This is a genomic window from Mesorhizobium sp. M0029 (genome assembly GCF_040323735.1).
Classification (GTDB): domain Bacteria; phylum Pseudomonadota; class Alphaproteobacteria; order Rhizobiales; family Rhizobiaceae; genus Mesorhizobium.
The window spans coordinates 493582-515398 of record NZ_JAMYVF010000001.1; the positions used below are offsets into that span (position 1 = coordinate 493582).

A 21817-nucleotide genomic window follows, 5' to 3' on the forward strand; every position below is an offset into this window, starting at 1 on the left:
CCGCAGCTCGACCCATCCCGATCTGCCGGGATGGGTCCTTGTTGTCGATCTGATTCCAGAAAGCTGCTCAAGCCATTGGAAAGCAGATCAATTGTTACTCGCCACCGGTGCCACCAGCGAGGTGATGCGACGGATGCCGACACGGCGGTTCTCGCGGTTGGGCGCCGTGGTGTTGACCTTCAGGTATTCCTCGCCATAGCCCTGAGTGGTCAGGTTTTCCGGCGGGATCCCGAAGGCATTGGTCAGCGCTTCGGCGACAGACTCAGCGCGCCGGTCGGACAGAGCAAGGTTTGCTTCCGGCGTGCCAACCGCATCGGTGTGGCCTTCGATCAGGAAGGTTTCGGCCGGGTTCTTCTTCAACAGTTTCTCCATGGCCGTGGCGACGCCTTCCAGTTTCTGCACTTCGGTGTCGGATATCGAGGCCGAGCCGAACTCGAAGTTCAATGTATCGAGGTCGACGCGACGGGCAATGTCGCGCACGCGCGCCGAACGCTTCACTTCGTCGATGGAATAGAGGCGCTGGACCTTCTCCACCGGCGGTTGTTCGAGGAACTCGTAATAATCGTCCGGGCTTTCGACATCTTCCGAATCGAGGATGTACTCGCGGCGCGGGATGGTGAGCCGCATCGGCGGCAGGTCGTCACCGGGATCGCGCCAGTCATTGTCGTCGTCATAGCTGCGCTCGTCGACATAGCTCAGCACATATTCGTGCCCATCCGGCGTGATGCGCGATCGCCTGATGACGTCGCCATTGCGGTTGCGGATGGTGACGATCTGGATGCCATTGTCGCGCTCGACGATTTCCCGAGAGCGATCGCCCGACAGTTCCTCATAGTAAACATTCCTGGCGCCGCGGTGCATGCGCGGAGCGTCATTGCTTTCCACGATCGTCTGGTTGTTGAACTGCAGGATGACGCGGTCGCCGAGTTCCTTGACGACGTCGACGCCTTTCGGACGCCGGCGGTCGCGGACGTTCTCATCGGGTGCACGCTCGACGCGTTTGCCTTTTTCCTCCGTCACCGGGGCGATCTTTTCTGGCTGAATTGCCTGCTGAGCCGACTTGTCGTCGGTGGGCGGCGGTCCCTGGTCGACCGGAGCCGGCTTCGGGGCTTGCGCCTCGGTGCCGCCCTGCGCGGGCTGCTCGCCCGTCTGCCCCCCAGCATTCTGGCCGTTCCCATTTTGGCCCTCGCCATTCTGGCTGTTGCCGCCCTGGTCCTTGCGGTGCTTGCGCCTGGCATCCTTCTGGCTGTCCAGAATGGGTGCTTCGTCGGGGTTGGCCGTGGCTTCGCCCTGCGCCGGCGTCTCACCTTGCGCGGGCTGCTCGGCATTGGCCGGTTGCTCCGCAGGCTGTTGTTCACCGGTCGCAGGCTGCTGTTCGCCCGTCACCGGCTGTTCGCTGACAGTTTTTTTGCCGTGCTTTTTCGCCTGATCCTTCGGCTGTTCACCTTCGGCGGGAGCCGCTTGCTGATCGGCCGGGGGCTGAATCGGCTCGGCCTGCGGCGCGGGCTCTCCGGCAGGCGCAACTTTGACGTCTGGCGCTTTGTCGGCAGGCGCGGCCTCAATCTGCTGATCCTGCTTGCGCTTTTTCTTGCCCGACTTGTTGTCGTTTGCCGGCGCCACCTGTTCGGTGGGCGCTGCCTGCTCGGCAGGCTGCTGGGCCGGCTGTTCAGCGGGCGCCGCTTCGATCTGCTGTTGGTCGCGCTTCTTCTTGCGTGGCTTTAGCGGCTGTTCTTCATTTGCCGGAGCTACCTGTTCGGCCGGTTGTTCAGCCGGTGCTGCCTCGATCTGCTGCTGGTCACGCTTCTTCTTGCGTGGCTTGAGCGGCTGCTCATCGGTCGCCGGCGCTGCCTGGGCGCCGCCCTCATCCGCAGGCGCCGCCTCGATCTGCTGCTGTTGATTGCGCTTCTTTTTGCGCGGCTGCTGTTCCTCGGCGGCAGGTGCGGCCTGTTCGGCCGGGGCCTGCTCGGTCTGCTGCTGATCCCGCTTCTTCCTGCGCGGCTGTTGTTCCTCGGCGGCAGGGGCGGGTTGCTCTGCAGCCGGTGCAGGCTGCTCGGCGGCCGGCGCTGCCTGTTCGGCCTGCTGGCGTTTCTTTTTGCGCGGCAGTTCCTGGTCGGTCTGCTGACCATCTGCAGCAGGGTCGTCCTGGACCAGGATCAGTGGCGCGGCCGTGTGCTGCAAGGGGCCGAAAACGGCGTTGCCGTGCAACGGGGATGCGCCCAACGGCGCGGATGCCATAAGCAGGCCAAGTGCCGTACCTGCCAGTACCCGTGGTTGGCGTTTCATCTTAAATTCTCCTTGTGGGGTCCCATCCCTGCCCAAACTGTCCTTGACCGGATTGGTTCCGGTTTGCAGGCATTACCCGCACCCAAGGACGATTGACCGGCGTTTTGAAGGCAACTTCATGTTTTTCCTATGGTGCGGCCGGAATTTGAAGTCACACAACAGCTTGACCTTGCCGCATGCGGAGGCCACATCTCAGCCCATAATGGAAACGCCGTTCTGGAAGACCAAGACGCTGGAAGCGATGACGCCCACCGAGTGGGAATCGCTGTGCGACGGCTGCGGCAAGTGCTGCCTGTCTAAACTCGAGGACGAGGATACCGGCGAGATCTACTGGACATCAGTCGGCTGCCGGCTGTTCGATGGGCAAAGCTGCCGCTGTTCGGACTATGCCAACCGGCTGGCGCGCGTGCCGGACTGTGTCGGGCTGACGCCGCAGAATGTGCGCACCATCACCTGGCTGCCGAAAACCTGCGCCTACCGGCTGGTTGCCGAGGGGCACGACCTCTACTGGTGGCACAGGCTGGTGTCGGGAAGTGCCGAGACCGTTCATGATGCCGGCATCTCCATGCGCGGCCGCGTCCGCGCCAGTGAGACCGATCTGGCCGAGCCGGACGACTATTTCGACTATATGCTCGACGACGAGCCCTGAGCATTCTGGAACGGACCTTGCCATAGGGCGTTCTGCGCCATTGGACGTTTTTGACGGTCAGGATCGTTTGCAGCGGTGGAAGGGGCGGTTGCTTTCAACCTGTCGGGCAGATTAACCGAAAATGAACGGCCGGTTCGCGAAGAGTTCAGATTGCAAGGAGCATTCTCCCCCCATCGGTTCGACCAAGACGGGCGCAAGCCCTCAACAAGGAGAGAAGACAATGTTCAACTCATTCAAGACGGCAGCCCTTTCGGGTCTCGTAGCTCTCGGCACCCTTGCCGCAGTGCCCGCTCAGGCGGACTCGATCTATCTCGGCTTCGGCAACAACCACGACCGCCGCGTCGGCGTCTACACCGGCGACGATGAGGACGGCTTTCGCCGTGACCGCAATTGGCGCCGCTGCTCGCCGGATCGCGCCCTCGACAAGGCCGAGCGTATGGGCCTGCACCGCGTCCGCATCGTCGATGTCAATCGCCGCGTGGTGAAGGTCGCCGGCCGCCAGTATGGCGATCGAGTAGTGGTCGTGTTCGCCAATGAGCGCGGCTGCCCGGTTATCTATCGCTAAGAGAACCAGACTGATCTTCTGCGAAGATCAGTCTGAGATACGACCTTCTGCGAAGGTCGATCCGGAGGCATGTTCCTCTGCGAGGATCAGCCTGGAGTAGCGGCATGACCCTTCTAGGGTTAGCCAGGAGCCCCTTTCCCTCCGCGGAAAGGTGCGGCTCGAAAAAACCCCGGAGGCCAGCCCTCCGGGGTTTTTCATGTCGGAAATCTGCGGTTCCGGCCGACGGGTTCAGCAGAACCGCGGCCGGCCCGGCGGCCTGCTACTTGAGCTCGAATATCACTGTTACCTGCACGGCGTAGGCATTCTCGCCGGCCTGCACGGGAACCGCGGCGCCTGCCGCATCGAAGGCCTTGGCATTGATCGGCATCGGCGCCGGCGCAACGTTCTGGTCGGTGATTTCCAGCACCCGGCCTATGCTGACGCCGGCGGCTTCGGCCAGCGTCTTGGCCTTGGCCATGGCATCGGCGACCGCCTTCTTGCGGGCTTCGGTGACGGCAGCTTTCGGATCCTCGTTGGAGAACGAAATGCCTCCGCCCTGGTTAACGCCGAGCGACACAGCCTTGTCGAGAATCTCACCTGTTTTGTCGATGTCACGGATGCGCACCGAGAGTGTGTTGGTCACCTGGTAGGCGACAAGCTCGGCTTCCTGGCTGCCGTCGGGCTTGTTGGTGTAGTTGTAACGCGGGTTAATCTGGATGCCGGCGGTCTGCAGGTCGCGGTCCTTGATCCCTGCCGATTTCATTGCCGCGATCACGGCGGCCATGGCGTCGTTGTTGGCGTCGAGTGCCGCGCGTGCGGTCTTGGCCTCGCGCATGACGCTGAGCGTCAGCAGCGCCAGGTCAGGCGCCACGGTCGACTGGCCTTCGCCCGACACGATGATGCGGGGCGGGGGCAGCGAATCGGCAGCGCTTGCCATCGCCGGAAAAGCGATCGCGGCGGCAAGTGCGAGCGGCAAAATATGTCTGGTCATGAAAAATCTCCTCGGTGTGCGGTCCAGTCGCGCCTGTCGACTAGGGCGCGAATATGGGCTGATTTGGGCGATCTCGGCCAGCCCGTCCGGAAAGCCTTGTGCCGCGCAAGGAAAAACACTAATCCAGCGCGCGTGGGGCCTGTAGCTCAATGGTTAGAGCCGGCGGCTCATAACCGCTTGGTTGGGGGTTCGAGTCCCTCCGGGCCCACCATTATCGTTATTTATCAATGTGGTTATAGGGTGATTCGCCACGAGGTTCGCCAACAGGTTCGCCAAGCATCGGCTTGCGCGTGACCAGCCGCACGACTCGATCCCCTGGACCGCCAGCCGTACCTGCTATGCTCGCGCGAATAGAGCTCCGCATGATCGATATCGTCGTGACCGAGGACGTCCATCATCTGCCTGGTGGAGGCCTCGGCCTCCGCCAGATAAACACCGAGCGATTTCCTCAAACCATGCAGGGTAAGGCCCTTCGGAAGACCGGCAAGCTTGCACCAATGCGCCATCATTCCAGTCAAGGACTTGGCGGAGAAGGGCTCCCCATAGGCGTTGACCAAGACGGTCTCGCCGCGCCTGTCAGCCGCATCCAGGATCTCGGACAGCATCGGCGTGATCGGCACGAAAAGCCGTTTGCCGCCTGTTCGTCCCTTGTTCTTCCCCTGAACGATATCAAACCCGTCAAAGTGACGCTCGACGCCATCGATGAAGACACGGCGGGTGACCCTCTGGTCCCAGCGCAGGCCCGCGACGTCGCCGCGGCGGTTGCCGAGCCAAAGCCCCAAACCATAGCAAGTGCGTGCTGCGGTGCCCAAGTGCCAACGGTTTTCAAATTGCGCCATCGCTTCGCGCGACCAGGCTTTCCAACCGACATAGGCCGGGCGCCACTCGACCGCTGCTGTGGGATCGATTTGATCCAATCTTGTCGCAGTGCTACATAGACCAGCTTGCGTATGCCCACCAGCAGGTGCTTGGGGGGTGTGGCGATGAAGCGGCCAAGAAGCTCTTCAATATGGATACGCCTAAGGTTCTTAACCGGTACGTCGCGCCAAATCAGTGCGTGATCTGGGACCACCCGCAGTTCCAGAAATTCTTCAATCAGCCGCGTGTTCTTGCGCTTGCTGGCTTCGTCAAGCGCCAACCACTTGACTGAGATCTTCAACCGTTGAAAGGCCGCTCCAAATGTGCCTGGCAGGGCGGCACCAGGCATTTGGACGACGGGTGGCTTGGGGACTTTCGGCCTTCGACCGCTGCCTGGTATGCGTCCTTAAATCCCGGTTGATTGGGAGCAGGCAGACTGACCAAACGCTCCTTCGTCCGATAGCGCCAGGGCGCAGCTGGATCTGGTTGCTGAGCGAGCCTTGCGTGAGCCCGGCGTTCTTGCGGGCGCGGCGCAGGATGGCCCCGAGTTGTTTTTCGTTGCGAGCGATCTGGTCTGTCATGATGGGCCTCCATGCTCGCAATATACGCGATCGCGTATTGATCGTAATATACGGAGTTGCGCATAAAATTGATGTATACGCGATCGCGTATGACGCCGATCGGTCAGCTGGCAAGCGGCGGTCTTATGCCGCCAGCCCGGCGGGCTGTCGCGGAGCGCGAAGGCGAGCGTCTGCGGCTTGGTCGCCTGCAGCGACGCATAGACGCCTTCCTCGGTCGAGAAAGCGACGCCGTTATCCAGGAACGCCTGCTCCTCGACAGAATCGGCGGCGATCCCGGACCGGTCCCTGGGCGGAAGCTGCCGGGAATGTAGTTCAGGTGAATCCCAAACAGGCTCCCCGGGTGGCCGCGCGCCAGCCACACGCTTGTGGGAGTTGCGCGAGGCGAGTTGCTCACGCTCAGCTAACGCGGCTCTCCCGAGGAGTTAGGCATCTTGCTGTGGTATCAGTGGTCGATGACGGTACCTCTGCGGCATGCATCGGGCAGTTACTCGCAAATGCGCCGAAGGCGTCGTAGCGTTTGGTCGGGGATGATGGTTTTGAAAAGCCCAGCCGAGTCGATTGGATGCATCGTCCGTTTTTTCACAGGATGGACAACGCCTGGGATCAGTTTTACGAGTCAGCCCAACTAGCGGAGATGTTCGCGTCCCCAAATGAACAAGATGGACACCCAAAACAGCAAGGGCGGCGACGAGCGCTCGACCGCCACCAGCCTTCTGCGGCTCGGCATACGGTTGAAACTCTCCCGGCAGACGCGTGGGCTGACCTTGAAGGCGCTAGCTGCCGCCGCGAACTGCTCTGAAAGCCTGCTTTCCAAGGTCGAGAACGGCAAGGTCTCGCCCTCGCTTCCCATGCTGCACCGGCTTGTCGAGGTGCTTGGCACCAACATTGGCTGGATGTTCGAGGAATCCGATGGTGAGGAAGGCATCGTCTTTCGGGCTGGATCGCGGCCGTTGATCGCGCTCGATCCGCTTCGGCGCGGCGAAGGCATTTCGCTCGAGCGCGTCATTCCGTATTCGCCCGGCCATCTCCTGCAGTGCAACATCCATCACATCGAGGCGGGAGGTGAGAGCGCCGGCCCGATCCAGCACGCTGGCGAGGAAGTCGGCTACCTCCTGGCAGGTGCGATCGAATTGATGGTCGGCGAAAAGACGTTTCGCCTGTCGGCCGGCGATTCCTTCGTCTTCAATTCCGAACTGCCGCACTGGTACCGCAATGTCGGCGACGAACGCGCCAGCATTTTCTGGGTGAACACGCCGGCAACATTCTGATCGGGCGAGCCCCTCATTTGTCTTCGTTGATGCCAATTCAAGTCACTTGACAAGAAATCAAGCATCTTGAAATATGCTCTGCGCTCAGGCGCCAGGTGAGCCCGATCAAGGGCCTTTTCGAGAAAACCAAGGGGAACCGGAATGCGTCTTACCAAGATCCTTTCAGGCTGCGCCGCAGCCCTCGCCATGACCCTCGCCCTCGGCTCTGCTTCCGCCATGGCCGAGACCTATGCGCTGGTGACCATCAACCAGCAGGCCCTGTTCTTCAACCAGATCAATGACGGCGCAACGGCTGCCGCAAAGGCTGCCGGCGTGGACCTCGTCATCTTCAACGCCAACAATGTACCAAGCGCGCAGAACGACGCCATCGAGAACTACATCACCCAGAAGGTCGACGGCATCATTCTCGTCGCCATCGATGTCAACGGTGTGAAGCCGGCGATCACCGCGGCCAAAGCCGCCGGCATTCCGGTCATCGCCATTGACGCGCAGATCCCAAATGGCGACAACGTCGCCTTCGTCGGCGTTGACAACACCAAGGCAGGCGAGGATATCGGCAAGTTCTACGCCGAATACGTCAAGACCAAGCTGAGCGGCACCGCCAAGATCGGCGTCGTTGGCGCGCTCAATTCGTTTATCCAGAACCAGCGCCTCGACGGCTTCAAGAAGGCTGTCACCGACAGCGGCCAGAAGGTCACCTTCCTCGACACGGTCGACGGCCAGAACGTCCAGGACGTCGCCCTGTCCGCCTCCGAAAACCTGATGACCGCCAATCCTGACATGACGACGCTTTACGCGACCGGCGAGCCGGCTCTGCTCGGCGCGGTTTCCGCCGTCTCCAGCCAGGCCCGTACGGGCGACGTCAAGGTGTTCGGCTGGGACCTGACCAAGTCGGCGGTGCAGGGTCTCGAAGAGGGCTGGGTGGTCGCTGTCGTCCAGCAGGATCCGGCCGGTGAAGGCAAGGCTGCCATCGAAGCTTTCGTCAAGCTCAAGAAGGGCGAGAAGATCGACCCGATCATCAACGTTCCGATCACCATCGTGACCAAGGAAAATGTCGGCCAGTTCAAGGACATGTTCAAGTAGTATCCTCCCCGGACCGCTGGGCTGCGCATTGACCCGAGGGTTGCCTGCGCAGCCCCGCGACCAATTGAACATGTCGCGCCCAGAGAATTGGAACCATGATGAGCGATGGCGAGACCTACCGCGTCAGGATGACCGGTATTTCCAAACGGTACGGCCCTATCCAGACGCTGGACGATGTCTCGCTGAACCTGAAGCCTGGCGAAGTGCTCGGTCTGGTCGGCGACAATGGCGCCGGCAAATCCACCTTGAGCAAGGTGCTGTCCGGTGCGGTCATTCCTGATGCCGGCACCATCGAGATCAATGGCAAGGCGGTGTCTTTCTCGTCGCCGGCCGATGCCCGCGCCGCGCGGGTGGAGATGGTCTACCAGGACCTTTCGCTCTGCGACACGGTGGATGTGGCGGGCAATCTCTTCCTCGGCCGCGAGCCGCGTCGCCGCGTTCTCGGCGTCCCCTTTCTCGACAACAAGCGCATGCATGGCGAGACGCGACAGATGCTCGACCGGCTCGGCATCGTCATTGCCGACACCAAGCTCAAGGTCGAAAACCTCTCCGGCGGCCAGCGCCAGTCGATCGCCATCGGCCGCGCGGCTTCTTTCGACCCCTCGGTGCTGATCATGGACGAGCCGACGGCCGCCCTTGCGGTGGCGGAAGTCGAGGCGGTTCTGGAACTCATCCGCGCCGTCAGCGCCCGGGGCGTCAGCGTCATCCTCATCACCCATCGCCTGCAGGACCTGTTCCTGGTCTGCGATCGTATCCAGGTCATGTACGAAGGCCGCAATGTCGCCGAGCGCAAGATCGGCGAGACCAGCATCGAGGAGGTCGTCAACCTGATCGTCGGCCGCAAATTCACCGCGCGCTCGGCCCGCGCAAGCCGCGATGAGGGGGTCCAACCATGAACGTTACCTCCGCCGGTGTTGGCGCCTCGCCCAAACGCGCTCACAACAGAACGTGGAAGGATGTGGCGTTAGCCAATGGCAGCGTCGTCTCGATTGCGCTGTTCTTCATCGTCGTCTGCGTGGTCTTCTCGCTGATCACCGGTTCATTCCTGACGACGCCCAATCTGCTCAACATCGCGCGCCAGTCGGCGCCGCTGCTGATCGTTGCGGCCGCGATGACCTTCGTCATCACCACCGGCGGCATCGACCTCTCGGTCGGCTCCGTGCTGGCGCTGACGGCAACGCTGTCGGCGGTTTTCCTGCAGGCCGACCTGCCATGGCCGCTGGTCGTGATCGCCATGCTGGCGCTTGGTGCTGCGATCGGCGCCTTGCACGGCTTCTTCATCGCCTATGAGCGGATACCGGCCTTCATCGTCACGCTTGCCGGTCTCTCGGTCATCCGCGGCGTAGCGCTGCTGATCACCGGCGGCTATTCGATCCCGGTCGAACCGACCAGCTTCTTCGTCAACATCGGCAGGGCCTGGTTTCTCGGTGTGCCGGTGCCGGCGCTGCTCGCCCTTGTCGTGCTGATCATTGCCTATCTCGCCTTCAACCAGACGCCGTTCGGCCGCTATGTCACCGGCATCGGCGCCAATACAGAAGCCGTGCGCCGCGCCGGTGTCGATACGCGCTTCATGACGCTCTTCGTCTACATCCTGTCGGGCATGGCGGCGGCGGTGGCCGGCATCATCCTCGCCGCCAGGCTCGGTTCCGGCTCGTCGAATGCCGGCCAGGGTTTCGAGCTCGATGTCATCGCCGCCGTGGTGCTTGGCGGCACCAGTCTGTTCGGCGGGCGCGGTACGATCGTCGGCACTGTGCTCGGCGCGTTGACCGTCGCGGTCATCGGCAACGGCCTGATCCTGGCGCACATGTCGCCCTTCCTGACGCCGATCGTTACCGGCACAATCATCCTCGTTGCCATCTGGCTGAATTTCCGCCTGTTCAAGGGCGCAACGCGGAGCCGCTGACATGGATCATCTGTTCGACGACAAGCCAAGGGAACGGGCGCCGATCGGCGTTGCCTCCGGCACCGTTATGACCGTTACCGGCCCGGTTGCGATCGCCGATATGGGCGTGACGCTGATGCACGAGCATATCCTGCTCGATGGCGCGACATCGTGGAAATGCCCTTGCCATCCCGACGAGAAGAAGCTCGCCGAGCAGCCGGTCAGCATGGAGATCATCGGCGAGTTGCGGATGAACCCCTACATGAACCGCGACAACGTCTCGCTCGACGACGGCGACCTGGCGCTGTCGGAACTGGCGAAGTACCGGGCGCTCGGCGGCCATACCGTGGTCGATGCGACCAACATTGGCATTGGCCGCGATCCGGTGAAGCTGGCGCGCATCGCCCGTGCCTCGGGACTGCGGATTGTCATGGGGACGGGCTTCTATCTGCAGCACACCCACCCCGACTGGCTGAAGGCGATGGACGTCGACGACGTCACCGAATTCCTCGTCAACGATGTCGGCGGCGGGTCGACGCAGCCCGAGGTGATGGCCGGCATCATCGGTGAGGTCGGCGTCAGCAAGGATTTCACCGACGAGGAGCGCAAGTCGCTGCGGGCTTCGGCTCGTGCGGCGAAAATCACCGGCGTGCCGCTGACCATCCATCTGCCCGGCTGGGAACGGCTGGCGCATGAGGTGCTTGACGTTGTGGAAGCGGAAGGCGCCGATCTCCGGCATACGGTGCTTTGCCACATGAACCCCAGCCACAACGATCTCACCTACCAGAAAAGCCTGGCCGCACGCGGCGCCTTCCTGGAATACGACATGATCGGCATGGATTTCTATTATGCCGACCAGGACGCGCAATCGCCCTCCGACGAGCAGAATGCGCAGGCGATCCGTTCGCTGATCGACATGGGTCTGGTCGACCGGATTCTGCTGTCGCAGGACGTCTTTCTCAAGATCATGCTGACCCGCTTCGGCGGTTTCGGCTACGGCTTCATCCTCAAGCATTTCGTGCCGAGACTGAAACGCCATGGTGTCGAGCAGTCGGCAATCGACACGATGCTCATCGACAATCCAAAGACTGTGTTCGCCGAGGGCCTCAGCCGCGGCTCCAAAACAAGATAGGGAGACTACATGTCCAGGAGGAAGGTTCTTCTCGCAGGCGAGTCCTGGGTCTCGACCGCGACCCACATCAAAGGCTTCGATCAGTTTCCCACCGTGACCTATCACACCGGTGCCGATGAGTTGCTGGCCGCGCTGAAGGACAGCCTGTTCGACGTCACCTTCATGCCGGCGCATGAGGCACAGCGGAATTTCCCGCAGACCATGGAAGCGCTTTCGGCCTTCGACGCGGTCGTGCTCTCCGATCTTGGAGCCAACACGCTGCTGCTTCACCCCGATACCTGGATCCACTCCAAACCGACGCCGAACCGGCTGCGCCTGTTGCGCGACTATGTCGGCAATGGCGGCGGCCTGTTGATGTTCGGCGGCTATTACAGCTTCCAAGGCATCAATGGCGGCGCGCGCTATCACAAGACGCCGGTTGAGGACGTTTTGCCGGTCATCTGCCTGCCGGTGGACGACCGTGTCGAGGTTCCAGAAGGCTATGCGCCGGTCGTCGTCGGCCCGCAGACCCATCCGATCCTCAAGGGCCTCGGCAAGGATTGGCCAATCCTGCTTGGCTTCAACGAGGTCACGGTCAAGGACGGCGCGGAAGTTCTCGCCACCGTCTCTTCCGACTACCGTTCGCTGCCGCTGCTGGCGACCGGCAAATATGGCCAAGGCCGCACCGTCGCCTGGACGTCGGATGTCGGCCCGCACTGGCTGCCGCCGGGCTTCATCGCCTGGAATGGCTACAAGACGTTGTTCGAACAGATGCTAGGCTGGGCAACGGCCAGGGATTAGCCATGCGCGTCCATGTCGTCGGCAATGTCTGTGTCGATACAACGTTTCGGCTGGAGCGGTTTCCCCAGCCGGGCGAGACGCTGAACGCATCGGAACATGCTGACGGACTTGGCGGCAAGGGTGCGAACCAGGCGGTGGCCGCGGCGCGCATCGGAGCCGATGTTCGCTTCCGTGCCGCGATCGGCAACGATCCCGCCGGAGCCTGGATCGCAGAGCAGTTGAGCCGCGATCTCGATGCCAGCCATCTGGCGGTACTGCCACTGCCCAGCGATCGGTCAACGATCATGGTCGATGCGCGGGGCGAGAACCTGATCGTCACCGGAGCCAGTTGCGCCGCCGCGTACAATCCTATGGCCGACAGCGGTTTTACCCGAGCGATCGAACGCGGCGATATCGTGGTATTTCAGGGCAATCTGGCTCCGGATATGACGGCCACTTGCCTGAAGGTGGCGCGCGGCGCGGGAGCGATGACGATCTTCAATCCGAGCCCGCTTGCGGCCGACCACACACCGGGCTTGAGCGACGTCAGCGTCGTCATCGCCAACGCGGGCGAAGCGGCGCAACTGACCGGGGCTGGCGACCCTGCCATGGCGGCCCGCGACTTGATCCGTCAGGGCGCCGGCGCTGCCATCGTGACGCTTGGCGCACTCGGCTGCCTTGTCGCCGATGGCGAAGGACGGATCGACCGGATCGCGGCGCCCAGGGTGGCCGTGCTAGACACCAGCGGCGCGGGCGACGTCTTTTGCGGTTGCCTCGCTGGTTGCCTTGCGGCCGGCATGGAGCTCCCCGCGGCAGCGCGGATTGCGGTCCGCGCCGCAGCCATCTCGGTCGGGCGCGCCGGCACCCTCGGTTCCTGCCCCGACAGACGGGAAATGAAAGTGCTTATGGAAACGACGGAAGCGAAAACCGCATGACAAATTCCCCTAACTCCAAACCCATTGGCCAGGTCGCGGATGATGTGCTGCAGTCGATCTTCGGCAGGAGCAAGGTGGTGATCGGCGTTGTTCACCTTGCACCCTTGCCGGGTGCGCCGCGCTACGATGGCGAGGCGGTCGAGGCCATATATCAACGCGGCCTCGACGATGCGAAAGCCTATCTGCATGGCGGTTGCGACGGCGTGATCGTCGAAAACCACGGCGACGTGCCTTTTGCCAAGCCGGATGACATTGGGCCGGAGACTTCAGCCTATATGTCCGTCGTCTCCGACCGCATCCGCCGCGAACTCGGCCGGCCGATCGGCATCAATGTGCTTGCCAATGCCTCCATTCCCGCGCTGTCGATCGCCAGTGCCTCCGGTGCAGCCTTCGTGCGCGTCAACCAATGGGCCAACGCCTATGTCGCCAATGAGGGCCTTATCGAAGGCGAAGCGGCGCGCGCCATGCGTTTCCGCGCTAAACTTCGGGCCAACGGCATCCGCATCTTCGCCGACGCGCATGTCAAGCATGGCGCCCATGCGATCGTCGGCGACCGGCCGATCGAGGAGCAGGTCAAGGACCTCGTGTTCTTCGATGCCGACGCGGTGATCGCCACCGGCCAGCGCACTGGCCACGCCGCCGACCTCAGCTACATCAGGATGATCAAGGACGCCGCCGGACTGCCGACGCTTGTCGGCAGCGGGGTGACACCCGACAACGCCAACGATATCTTGGACATCGTCGACGGCGTCATTGTCGCCAGCTCGCTGAAACATGATGGAGTGTGGTGGAATCAGGTCGATCCGCAACGGGTAAAGGCCTTCATCCGCGGCCTCAAGCGGTGACTTCAGTGCCGGAGATCGACGGCGAGCGGCTGCTGGGCCGGCTCGATGCCTTCGCCCGGATCGGCGCGACGCCAGCCGGTGGCGTAAACCGACAGGCGTTCAGCATCGAGGATCGCGGCGCCCGGCGCCTGTTGGCGGAATTGGCGCTCGCGCGCGGCTTCGCGGTTTTCCAGGACGCCATGGCAAACCTTTTCATCCGCCGCGAGGGCACGGATGCCACCCTGCCGCCGCTGCTTATCGGCAGCCACCTCGACAGCCAGCCGACCGGCGGGCGCTTCGATGGAGCGCTCGGCACGCTTTCCGCCTTCGAGGCGCTCGAAGCGCTGGAGGACGCGAGGGCCGAGACTCGGATGTCGATCGAGGTCGTCGCCTGGGCCAATGAAGAGGGCAGCCGGTTTACGCCGGGTGTCATGGGCTCCATGGCCTTCACCGGAGCCGACATTTGCGCATGGCGGTCCATAGTCGGTAGCGACGGTGCGTCCCTCGCAGAGGAGCTCGGGGCAACGATCTCCGCCTTGCCAGAGGCAACCCTTCGCCCCCTCGGCATGCCGATATCCGGCTACATCGAGCTGCATATCGAACAGGGACCATCGCTGGAAAAGGAGCGGTTGCCGATCGGTATCGTCACAGCCGTGCAAGGTACGCGCTGGCTGGAGGTCTGCATTGAGGGCGCCGCCGGTCACGCCGGTACAACCGGCCTCGCCTACCGTAGGGATCCGATGGTCGCGGCCGTTGCCGCGATTCACAGGCTCCAGACGACGATCATGCCGTTCGACAGCAGGGCAAGGCTGACGGTGGGCCGGGTGACCGCCCAGCCGGGATCGATCAACGCCATACCGCAGTCTGTGGTCTTCGCCGTCGATATCAGGCATCCGCGGGTAGAGCGGCTCGATGCCATCGAAGCAGAACTGCGCCAGGTGTGCGCGGCGGAGGCAGAAGCTCAGCATTGCACGGTAACGATCAGTCGGTCGTTCGACATGCCGGGGGCGGCATTCTCTCCCGATATGGTCAAAACCGTCGAGGAGGCCGCCAATAGCCTAAAGCTGCCGCACAAACAGATGATCTCGGGTGCATTCCATGACGCGCTGTTCCTCGCCCGGGTGGCGCCTGCCGTGATGATCTTTGTGCCGTGCCGTGACGGGCTGAGCCACAACGAGGCGGAATATGTGGAGCCTGCCCACGCGGTTACCGGCGCGCGGGTTCTGCTTCAAGCGGCCACCGTCGCCGCCTCTTAGGCAGCGACGGTGGCACAGGCGTGCTGGCGTGAAGAGGCAACCCGTGGGACTTCCTGGTGCCCGTCCGTCATTTCGTGACGTCGGCGGGCTGCAACGGGTGGTCAAGGCCGCCGAGCTGCGGCGGATTGATCGCGGACGTACGATCGGCCCACATTCAACACCTGACCCAGCAGAAAAGCCCACCAGATCCCTGGGCCGTCATTGACGCCGTGGGCGATATAGGCGGTGACGAATCTGCTAGGCTATCGCCTCGGCCACCGGCAGGAAATCCCCACGCCCGCCATAGAGCTTGCCCGTGTCGATCGCGAGCAACTGGCGCCGTCCAGCCGTCCAGCGCTGCTGGACGTTGTCGCACTCGAGGCGTCCACAAGGATGCGTGTGTCCCAACTGTCGCTGCGGTTAATCCTAAAGCCAATGTCGCGCACCATGGAAAGAGACAATCCCGATTGGGCACCCAGAAACTGGTGATGTCGCCGGCAAGGGAGGCCGCTTCGTAGTATTGCGCGACGGCGACGCCAGGCATCATGGCAACGAACCTTATTGCCCAAAGGCATCGGCGCTTTCAAAAATGTCGATAGATGACTGCGAGCCGTTTTGATCCTTCCCGGCCATCGCCAGATGGACGTTGCTACCGCACATTAGCAGAACCGGATTTTTCTCGCCAAAGGCGAAAAATCGAAACGTCGTTCCTTATCTCTATAGATTTTGTCGAATATCGTCTGCCCCGGTTTGGAAATGACCGATGCGCATGCAGGGTCTGGGAGATTGACGAGTTGGCAAGGCTATCGGTTCTCGGAATATCCGGCGGCGTAAGCACGCCATCGCGCACAACCGCGGTGGTGAACGCGCTGGTCAAGGACGTCGCGCTGCGCGTCCCGGCAGACACGGGCCTGATCGAAATCACCGAGGCGGCGCCTTCGCTTTTCGTCGGACTGTCCCGTGGCGCCCTCGGCGCGTCCGGCGAAGCGATTATCCAGCGTGTCGAGAAGGCCGATCTGCTCGTGGTCGGAACGCCTGTCTATCGGGCTTCCTACACCGGCGCCCTCAAGCACCTGTTCGACCTCGTCGACTATCGCGCGCTCGCCGGCAAGACCGTGCTTCTCGCGGCGACAGGCGGAAGTCCATACCATGGCCTGGTTCTCGAACATCAGTTGCGGCCATTATTCGGCTTTTTCGGCGCCGTCACCGTACCGACCGGCGTCTATGGGGCGCCCGACGATTTCATCGGCGCCGAAATCGTCGGCGAGGCGATACGCGAACGCATTTCACGGGCCGCATCCGAAGCGGTTTCACTGCTCAATTCCAACCATGCAAATGCCGCCGCCGCAGCGCGCGTCGGCTGAGCCAACCAAAAAGGGAACAACGACATGACGTCTCATTCCGACGGCCTGAAATTCGCCTACTGGGTTCCGAACGTCTCCGGCGGCCTGGTCATCTCCAACATCGAGCAGCGGACCGGTTGGGACATCGACTACAACCGCAAGCTCGCCCAGATCGCAGAGGCCAACGGCTTCGACTACGCACTGAGCCAGATCCGCTTCACCGCCGGCTACGGCGCCGACAACCAGCACGAATCCGTGTCGTTCAGCCACGCGCTGCTGGCCGCCACCACAACGCTGAAAGTGATTGCCGCCGTGTTGCCCGGTCCATGGAACCCGGCGCTGGCGGCCAAGCAGATCGCCACCATCAACCACCTGACCAATGGCCGCGTGGCCGTCAATGTCGTCAGCGGCTGGTTCCGTGGCGAGTTCGCCGCCATCGGCGAGCTGTGGCTCGACCATGACGAGCGCTACCGCCGCTCGGAGGAGTTCATCCGTGCGTTGCGCGGCATCTGGACCGAGGACAATTTCACGCTGAAGGGCGACTTCTATCGCTTCACCAACTACTCGATGAAGCCGAAGCCGATCGATCCGCAGCCCGAGATTTTCCAGGGCGGCTCGTCGCGCGCCGCGCGTGACATGGCTTCGCGGGTGTCCGACTGGTATTTCACCAACGGCAACACACCCGAAGAGATCAGGAAGCAGGTCGACGACATCCAGGCCAAGGCGAAGGCCAATGGCCACAAGGTGAAGATCGGCGTCAACGCCTTTGCCATTGCTCGCGAAACCGAGGCAGAAGCACGCGCGGTGCTGGACGAGATCGTCGCCCAGGCCAATCCCGAAGCGGTGCAGGGCTTCGCCGACCAGGTCAAGAACGCCGGCAAGGCCTCGCCGGAAGGCGAGGGCAACTGGGCGAAATCGTCCCTTGAGGATCTGGTGCAATACAATGACGGCTTCCGCAGCAATCTGATTGGCACGCCGGAACAGATCGCCGAACGCATCCTCAAGCTGAAGGACGCCGGCGCCGACCTGATCCTGCTCGGCTTCCTGCATTTCCAGGAAGAGGTCGAGTTCTTCGGCAAGCGCATCATCCCGCTGGTGCGCGAACTGGAAGCGGCGCGCGACAGGGAGCTTGTCGCCGCCGAATAGGTCAGGGCGCGGCCTTCGGACCGCGCACTCCTTCAAAAATTAGGAACGTGTCATGATTGGTGCTTCGCTGGGAGCAGCCGCATACGAGCGTGCACCCGAAATTTCCGGCATTCTTGCTGTCGCTGCTTCCGTCGAGGAGGCGCGCCCGGCGCGCCTGTCGGCAAAGGTCAATGCAATCCTGGCCCTGAGCAGGGTAGGCATTTCCTTTGGCGGTGTCACGGCGCTGAGCGATGTCGACCTCGAGGTCAAGAGCGGCGAAATCCGCGCCGTGATCGGCCCCAACGGCGCAGGCAAATCCTCGCTGATCAACATCATCAGCGGCCTCTATCACGCCGACCACGGCAAGATCGCGATCGCCGGCCAGTCATTCTCCCGTGTGCCCGCGAACCGTCTGGCACGTCTGGGCGTCGCGCGCACCTTCCAGAACCTGGCGCTCTTTCCCGGGCTTTCCGTGCACGACAACATCGCGTCGGGCCGCGTCCACACCAGGCGCGCCAGTTTCGTCGAACATATTGCCGGCCTGCCACGCGCCAGGCGCGAAGACGCTGCGATTGCCGAAAAGGTCGACCAGACAATCGCCTTCCTGCATCTGGAAACGGTCGCCGATCGGCTGGTCGCGACGCTGCCCTACGGCTTGCAGAAGCGGGTCGAACTGGCGCGAGCGCTGGTTGCCGAGCCGAAGATCCTGCTGCTCGACGAACCGATGGCGGGCATGACGGCGACCGAGAAAGCCGAGATGGCCGGGTTCGTGCGCGCCGCGCGCGACCGGCATGGCGTCACCATCATCCTAATCGAGCACGACATCGGGGTCGTCATGGGCCTATCCGACCGCGTCGCCGTGCTCGATTACGGCCGCAAGATCGCCGACGGCACGCCGGCCGAAGTGCGCGCCGATCCGGACGTGGTCCGGGCCTATCTCGGCACCGCCGAGGGCGAGGATGGCGAGGGCATCTGATGAGCTACTATGATTTTCTCTTCGTCGTCGAAGTGCTGGTCGGCGGCCTGTTGTCGGGAGTCATGTATTCGCTCGTCGCCATCGGCTTCGTGCTGATCTACAAGACGTCGGGTGTGCTGAACTTCGCGCAAGGGTCGATGGTGCTGTTTGCGGCACTCACCTTCGTCAGCCTGGTCGAACGCGGCATCCCGTTTGCGCTTGCGCTGCTCATCACCTTCGCAGTCATGGTCGCGCTGGGTTTCACAATTGAGCGAACCGTGCTCAGGCCGCTGGTGAACCGCTCGCCGATGACAATGTTCATGGCCACGCTTGGCCTGTCCTACATCATTGAGGGCGCTGCCCAACTGATCTGGGGCACGCAGGTGCACGGGCTTGATCTCGGCATCGACGACACGCCCTTCGAGGTCGGCGGCATCCTGATCTCGTCGTTCGACCTTCTGGCAGCTGGCATCGCCGCAGCGATGGTGGCGGGCTTGAGCGCCTTCTTCTACTGGACGCGGATCGGGCTGGCGTTTCGCGCCGTCGCCGACGACCAGTTCGCGGCCCTTGCCGTCGGACTGCGGCTGCCGCGGATCTGGGGAACGGTGTGGACGGCCGCGGGCTTCGTGGCGCTGGTCGCGGGACTGCTGTGGGGTGCCCGCCTCGGCGTCCAGTTCTCGCTGTCACTGATCGTGTTGAAGGCGCTGCCGGTGCTGGTGCTTGGCGGCTTCGATTCCATCCTTGGCGCCATCGTCGGCGGCCTGATCATCGGCGCCAGCGAAAAGCTCGCCGAGGTCTATCTCGGCCCCTTCGTCGGCGGCGGCATCGAAGGCTGGTTCGCCTATGCGCTGGCGCTGGTCGTGCTGCTGGTGCGTCCCTCCGGCCTGTTTGGCCAGAAAACCGTCGAAAGGGTCTGACCGATGGCCGTGCAAGCGCTCGATGCCGCAAGGGCTCCAATCGACTGGCTGAGGTTCGCCCGGAAATTAGCTTTGCCGGCCGTGGCGATCGTCGTCGTCTACGGCCTGGTCCCGGCCTTTGCGTCGAGCTATCTGGTCGAGGCGATCCTGCTGCCGTTCCTTGCGCTCTGCCTGGCGGCAGTCGGCCTCAACCTCCTGACCGGCTATTGCGGCCAGCTTTCGCTTGGCTCCTCCGCTTTCATGGCGGTAGGCGCCTTCGCCGCATACAATTTCAACCTGCGAGTCGAAGGACTGCCGCTGCCTGCCACCATGATCCTGGCCGGGATTTCGGCCGCCGGAATCGGCGTCATCTTCGGATTGCCGAGCCTGCGCCTGCGCGGCTTCTATCTCGCCGTTTCGACGCTCGCCGCCCAGTTTTTCGTGCAGTGGGCGCTGACCAAGTTCGGCTGGTTCTCCAACGACAATCCGTCCGGGGTAATTTCTGCACCGCACCTTGCCGTTGCCGGGTTTTCGCTCGACGGTGCCGCCGGACGCTATTTACTTTCCGTCACCACCGTCGCCTTGCTGACGGCACTGGTCTGGCGGCTGGTCAGCAGCGCCACCGGCCGCAACTTCATTGCCGTGCGCGACAATGAAACCGCCGCGCGCGTCATTGGCGTGCCGGTGCTGCGGACCAAGCTGCTGGCGTTCGCCATTTCGTCCTTCATCATCGGCATCGCCGGCGTGCTGTGGGCCTTCACCTATCTGCGCACGGTCGAGCCGGCCGGCTTCAATCTAGACCGCTCGTTCCAGATCCTGTTCATCATCATCATCGGCGGGCTGGCTTCGATACGCGGTGCGTTTCTGGGCGCCGCATTCATCGTCGTCTTCCCGCTCGTTCTGTCTCGGCTCGGCGCCTTCGTGTTCGGCGGCCTGTTCGATTCTGGTGTGCTCGATATGAGCCAGCGCATCGTGCTTGGCGCGCTCATCATCATTTTCCTCATCGCGGAACCGAACGGGCTGTCGGCCCTCTTCGACCGCCTGAAACGACGGATCGGCTCAAGGTCCAGCTGAGCGCCGCTCGACATTCTCTCACGGACCCAAAACCTCAGGAGACGCAACTCATGACCTTCTTCAGTCACCTCAAGAAAGCGGCGATCGCCACCGCTTTCGTGCTCGGCGCGACAGCCGTGCATGCCGACGAACAATATTTCCCGCTGCAGAGCTACCGCGTTGGCCCATATGCCGCCGGCGGCACCGGCTTCTTTGGGGGCTTCATCGACTATCTCAACCTGATCAACATCCGCGACGGCGGCGTCAATGGCGTCAAGCTGACCTGGAGCGAGGGCGAAACCCAGTATGAGGTCGAGAAGGGCGTCGAGGTCTATGAGCGCTTGAAGAGCAATCCCGGCATCGCTGCCTGGAACCCGCTCTCGGTCGGCATCGCCTACGCCATGATCGACCGCATCACCGACGACAAGGTGCCCCTTATCACCATCAATCACGGCCGCACCGACACCACCGACGGCCGGGTATTCCCTTACGTCTTCCCCCTGCTGCTCAACCCCTACAGCGAAACATCGGGCATCGTGAACTACATCGCCTCCAAGGAAGGCGGCCTCGACAAGCTCAAGGGCAAGAAGATCGTCGTGCTCTATCACGGCTCGCCCTACGGCAAGGAGACGATCCCTATCTATGAGCTGCTGTCGCAGAAATACGGCTTCGAGCTGTCGCAGATTGAAGTTCCGCATCCGGGCAACGAGCAGCAGGCGCAGTGGCTAACCATCCGTCGCGAGCACCCCGACTATGTCGTGTTGCGCGGCTGGGGCGTGATGAACCCGGTTGCGCTGAAGACCGCGCAGAAGACCGGTTTCCCGGCCGATCATATCGTCGGCAATGTTTGGTCCAACTCCGAAGAGGACGTCATCCCCGCCGGCGACGCCGCCAAGGGCTACACTGCCATCACCACCCAGGCGTCGGGCGCCGACTATCCGGTCGTCAAGGAGATCGTCAAGACGGTCTACGATGCCGGCAAGGGCAATCTCGAGGACAAGAGCCGCATCGGCTCGGTCTACCACAATCTCGGCATCGTCAACGGCATCCTCAATGTCGAAGCCATCCGCATCGCGCAGGCCAAGTTCGGCAATCGCACGCTGACCGGCGACGAGGTTCGCTGGGGCTTCGAACATCTCAAGCTCGACCCGGCGCGCGTTGAGGCACTCGGTGCCAAGGACCTGTTCCATTCGATCAACGTCTCCTGGGACAATCACGAGGGTGACGGCTACGTGACCTTCCAGCAGTGGGACGGCAAGAAGTGGAACGTCGTGTCCGACTGGATCGCGCCCGACTGGAAGCTGCTGCGCCCGATCATCGAGAAGTCGTCCGAGGCCTATGCCAAGGAAAAGGGCCTCAAGATCCGCACGGCCGAAGACGCCGATGCTGTGGTCAGCAACTGAGTTTGAAGAGCTCACGGC

At 62.7% G+C, this 21817-nt stretch carries 22 protein-coding genes and 1 tRNA gene; 19 read left to right on the forward strand and 4 right to left on the reverse strand.

Features of this window, described 5'->3' with window-relative positions; genetic code table 11:
• Positions 1-87 precede the first annotated feature (87 nt).
• On the reverse strand, positions 88-2283 hold the full coding sequence (locus NKJ76_RS02455; protein WP_352536701.1) for an OmpA family protein: 2196 nt from the start codon (positions 2281-2283) through the stop codon (positions 88-90).
• A 202-nt stretch (positions 2284-2485) separates the two neighbouring features.
• On the opposite strand from NKJ76_RS02455, the gene NKJ76_RS02460 reads away from it, so the two are divergent.
• Both NKJ76_RS02460 and NKJ76_RS02465 read left to right on the forward strand, forming a co-directional pair.
• A complete protein-coding gene (locus tag NKJ76_RS02460) occupies positions 2486-2932 on the forward strand; it encodes a YcgN family cysteine cluster protein (protein ID WP_023672465.1) in 447 nt (148 codons plus the stop codon).
• A 220-nt stretch (positions 2933-3152) separates the two neighbouring features.
• Positions 3153-3497 carry a hypothetical protein gene (locus tag NKJ76_RS02465; RefSeq protein WP_023672466.1) on the forward strand — a complete coding sequence of 115 codons (345 nt, stop codon included), beginning with the start codon at positions 3153-3155 and terminating at the stop codon, positions 3495-3497.
• A 259-nt stretch (positions 3498-3756) separates the two neighbouring features.
• On the opposite strand, the gene NKJ76_RS02470 is transcribed toward NKJ76_RS02465, so the two are convergent.
• Positions 3757-4467: an SIMPL domain-containing protein gene (locus tag NKJ76_RS02470; RefSeq protein WP_352536702.1), complete on the reverse strand. Its 711-nt coding sequence runs from the start codon at positions 4465-4467 to the stop codon at positions 3757-3759.
• A 135-nt stretch (positions 4468-4602) separates the two neighbouring features.
• Here NKJ76_RS02470 and NKJ76_RS02475 point away from each other — a divergent pair.
• Positions 4603-4678 (forward strand) — tRNA-Ile (locus NKJ76_RS02475).
• 22 nt (positions 4679-4700) lie between these two features.
• Here the strand turns inward: NKJ76_RS02475 and NKJ76_RS02480 are convergent.
• Complete coding sequence (locus NKJ76_RS02480; protein ID WP_502897528.1) at positions 4701-5249, reverse strand: tyrosine-type recombinase/integrase; 549 nt, start codon at positions 5247-5249, stop codon at positions 4701-4703.
• A 137-nt stretch (positions 5250-5386) separates the two neighbouring features.
• Between NKJ76_RS02480 and NKJ76_RS02485 the strand changes: the two genes are divergently transcribed.
• The 10 genes from NKJ76_RS02485 (at position 5387) to NKJ76_RS02530 (ending at position 15045) form a co-directional block, all read left to right on the forward strand.
• Complete coding sequence (locus NKJ76_RS02485) at positions 5387-5617, forward strand: hypothetical protein (RefSeq protein WP_352536703.1); 231 nt, start codon at positions 5387-5389, stop codon at positions 5615-5617.
• A 939-nt stretch (positions 5618-6556) separates the two neighbouring features.
• Complete coding sequence (locus NKJ76_RS02490; protein ID WP_352536704.1) at positions 6557-7174, forward strand: cupin domain-containing protein; 618 nt, start codon at positions 6557-6559, stop codon at positions 7172-7174.
• A gap of 141 nt (positions 7175-7315) precedes the next feature.
• A complete protein-coding gene (locus NKJ76_RS02495; RefSeq protein ID WP_352536705.1) occupies positions 7316-8257 on the forward strand; it encodes an ABC transporter substrate-binding protein in 942 nt (313 codons plus the stop codon).
• A gap of 95 nt (positions 8258-8352) precedes the next feature.
• Positions 8353-9153, forward strand: a complete 801-nt coding sequence (locus NKJ76_RS02500) for an ATP-binding cassette domain-containing protein (RefSeq protein ID WP_502897520.1) — start codon at positions 8353-8355, stop codon at positions 9151-9153.
• Positions 9150-10160 carry an ABC transporter permease gene (locus NKJ76_RS02505; RefSeq protein ID WP_352536707.1) on the forward strand — a complete coding sequence of 337 codons (1011 nt, stop codon included), beginning with the start codon at positions 9150-9152 and terminating at the stop codon, positions 10158-10160. Before NKJ76_RS02500 ends, NKJ76_RS02505 begins: the two co-directional genes overlap by 4 nt.
• Position 10161: 1 nt before the next feature.
• Entirely contained in the window at positions 10162-11271 is a 1110-nt protein-coding gene (locus NKJ76_RS02510; protein WP_352536708.1) for a phosphotriesterase family protein, read from the forward strand.
• A gap of 9 nt (positions 11272-11280) precedes the next feature.
• Complete coding sequence (locus NKJ76_RS02515) at positions 11281-12051, forward strand: glutamine amidotransferase (protein WP_352536709.1); 771 nt, start codon at positions 11281-11283, stop codon at positions 12049-12051.
• 2 nt (positions 12052-12053) lie between these two features.
• Positions 12054-12965 (forward strand): ribokinase, encoded by a 912-nt coding sequence (locus tag NKJ76_RS02520; RefSeq protein WP_352536710.1) that lies wholly within the window; start codon positions 12054-12056, stop codon positions 12963-12965.
• Complete coding sequence (locus NKJ76_RS02525; protein WP_023686761.1) at positions 12962-13810, forward strand: BtpA/SgcQ family protein; 849 nt, start codon at positions 12962-12964, stop codon at positions 13808-13810. Before NKJ76_RS02520 ends, NKJ76_RS02525 begins: the two co-directional genes overlap by 4 nt.
• Positions 13807-15045, forward strand: a complete 1239-nt coding sequence (locus NKJ76_RS02530) for a Zn-dependent hydrolase (RefSeq protein WP_352536711.1) — start codon at positions 13807-13809, stop codon at positions 15043-15045. The genes NKJ76_RS02525 and NKJ76_RS02530 overlap by 4 nt, the downstream gene beginning before the upstream one ends.
• A 237-nt stretch (positions 15046-15282) precedes the next feature.
• On the opposite strand, the gene NKJ76_RS02535 is transcribed toward NKJ76_RS02530, so the two are convergent.
• Positions 15283-15432, reverse strand: a complete 150-nt coding sequence (locus tag NKJ76_RS02535) for a hypothetical protein (protein WP_352536712.1) — start codon at positions 15430-15432, stop codon at positions 15283-15285.
• Positions 15433-15818: 386 nt separating this feature from the next.
• Between NKJ76_RS02535 and msuE the strand changes: the two genes are divergently transcribed.
• Genes msuE through NKJ76_RS02565 form a run of 6 tightly spaced genes read left to right on the forward strand, consistent with a single transcriptional unit; the run spans position 15819 to position 21799 of the window.
• Positions 15819-16388: an FMN reductase gene (gene msuE / locus NKJ76_RS02540; RefSeq protein WP_023670623.1), complete on the forward strand. Its 570-nt coding sequence runs from the start codon at positions 15819-15821 to the stop codon at positions 16386-16388.
• 24 nt (positions 16389-16412) lie between these two features.
• Entirely contained in the window at positions 16413-17513 is a 1101-nt protein-coding gene (sfnG, locus tag NKJ76_RS02545; protein ID WP_352536713.1) for a dimethylsulfone monooxygenase SfnG, read from the forward strand.
• A gap of 52 nt (positions 17514-17565) precedes the next feature.
• Complete coding sequence (locus NKJ76_RS02550) at positions 17566-18468, forward strand: ABC transporter ATP-binding protein (RefSeq protein ID WP_352536714.1); 903 nt, start codon at positions 17566-17568, stop codon at positions 18466-18468.
• Entirely contained in the window at positions 18468-19364 is an 897-nt protein-coding gene (locus tag NKJ76_RS02555) for a branched-chain amino acid ABC transporter permease (protein WP_023739618.1), read from the forward strand. Before NKJ76_RS02550 ends, NKJ76_RS02555 begins: the two co-directional genes overlap by 1 nt.
• A 3-nt stretch (positions 19365-19367) precedes the next feature.
• Positions 19368-20417, forward strand: a complete 1050-nt coding sequence (locus tag NKJ76_RS02560) for a branched-chain amino acid ABC transporter permease (protein WP_352536715.1) — start codon at positions 19368-19370, stop codon at positions 20415-20417.
• Between the two features lie 50 nt (positions 20418-20467).
• Positions 20468-21799 (forward strand): ABC transporter substrate-binding protein, encoded by a 1332-nt coding sequence (locus tag NKJ76_RS02565; RefSeq protein WP_352536716.1) that lies wholly within the window; start codon positions 20468-20470, stop codon positions 21797-21799.
• The last annotated feature ends 18 nt before the right edge of the window (positions 21800-21817 follow it).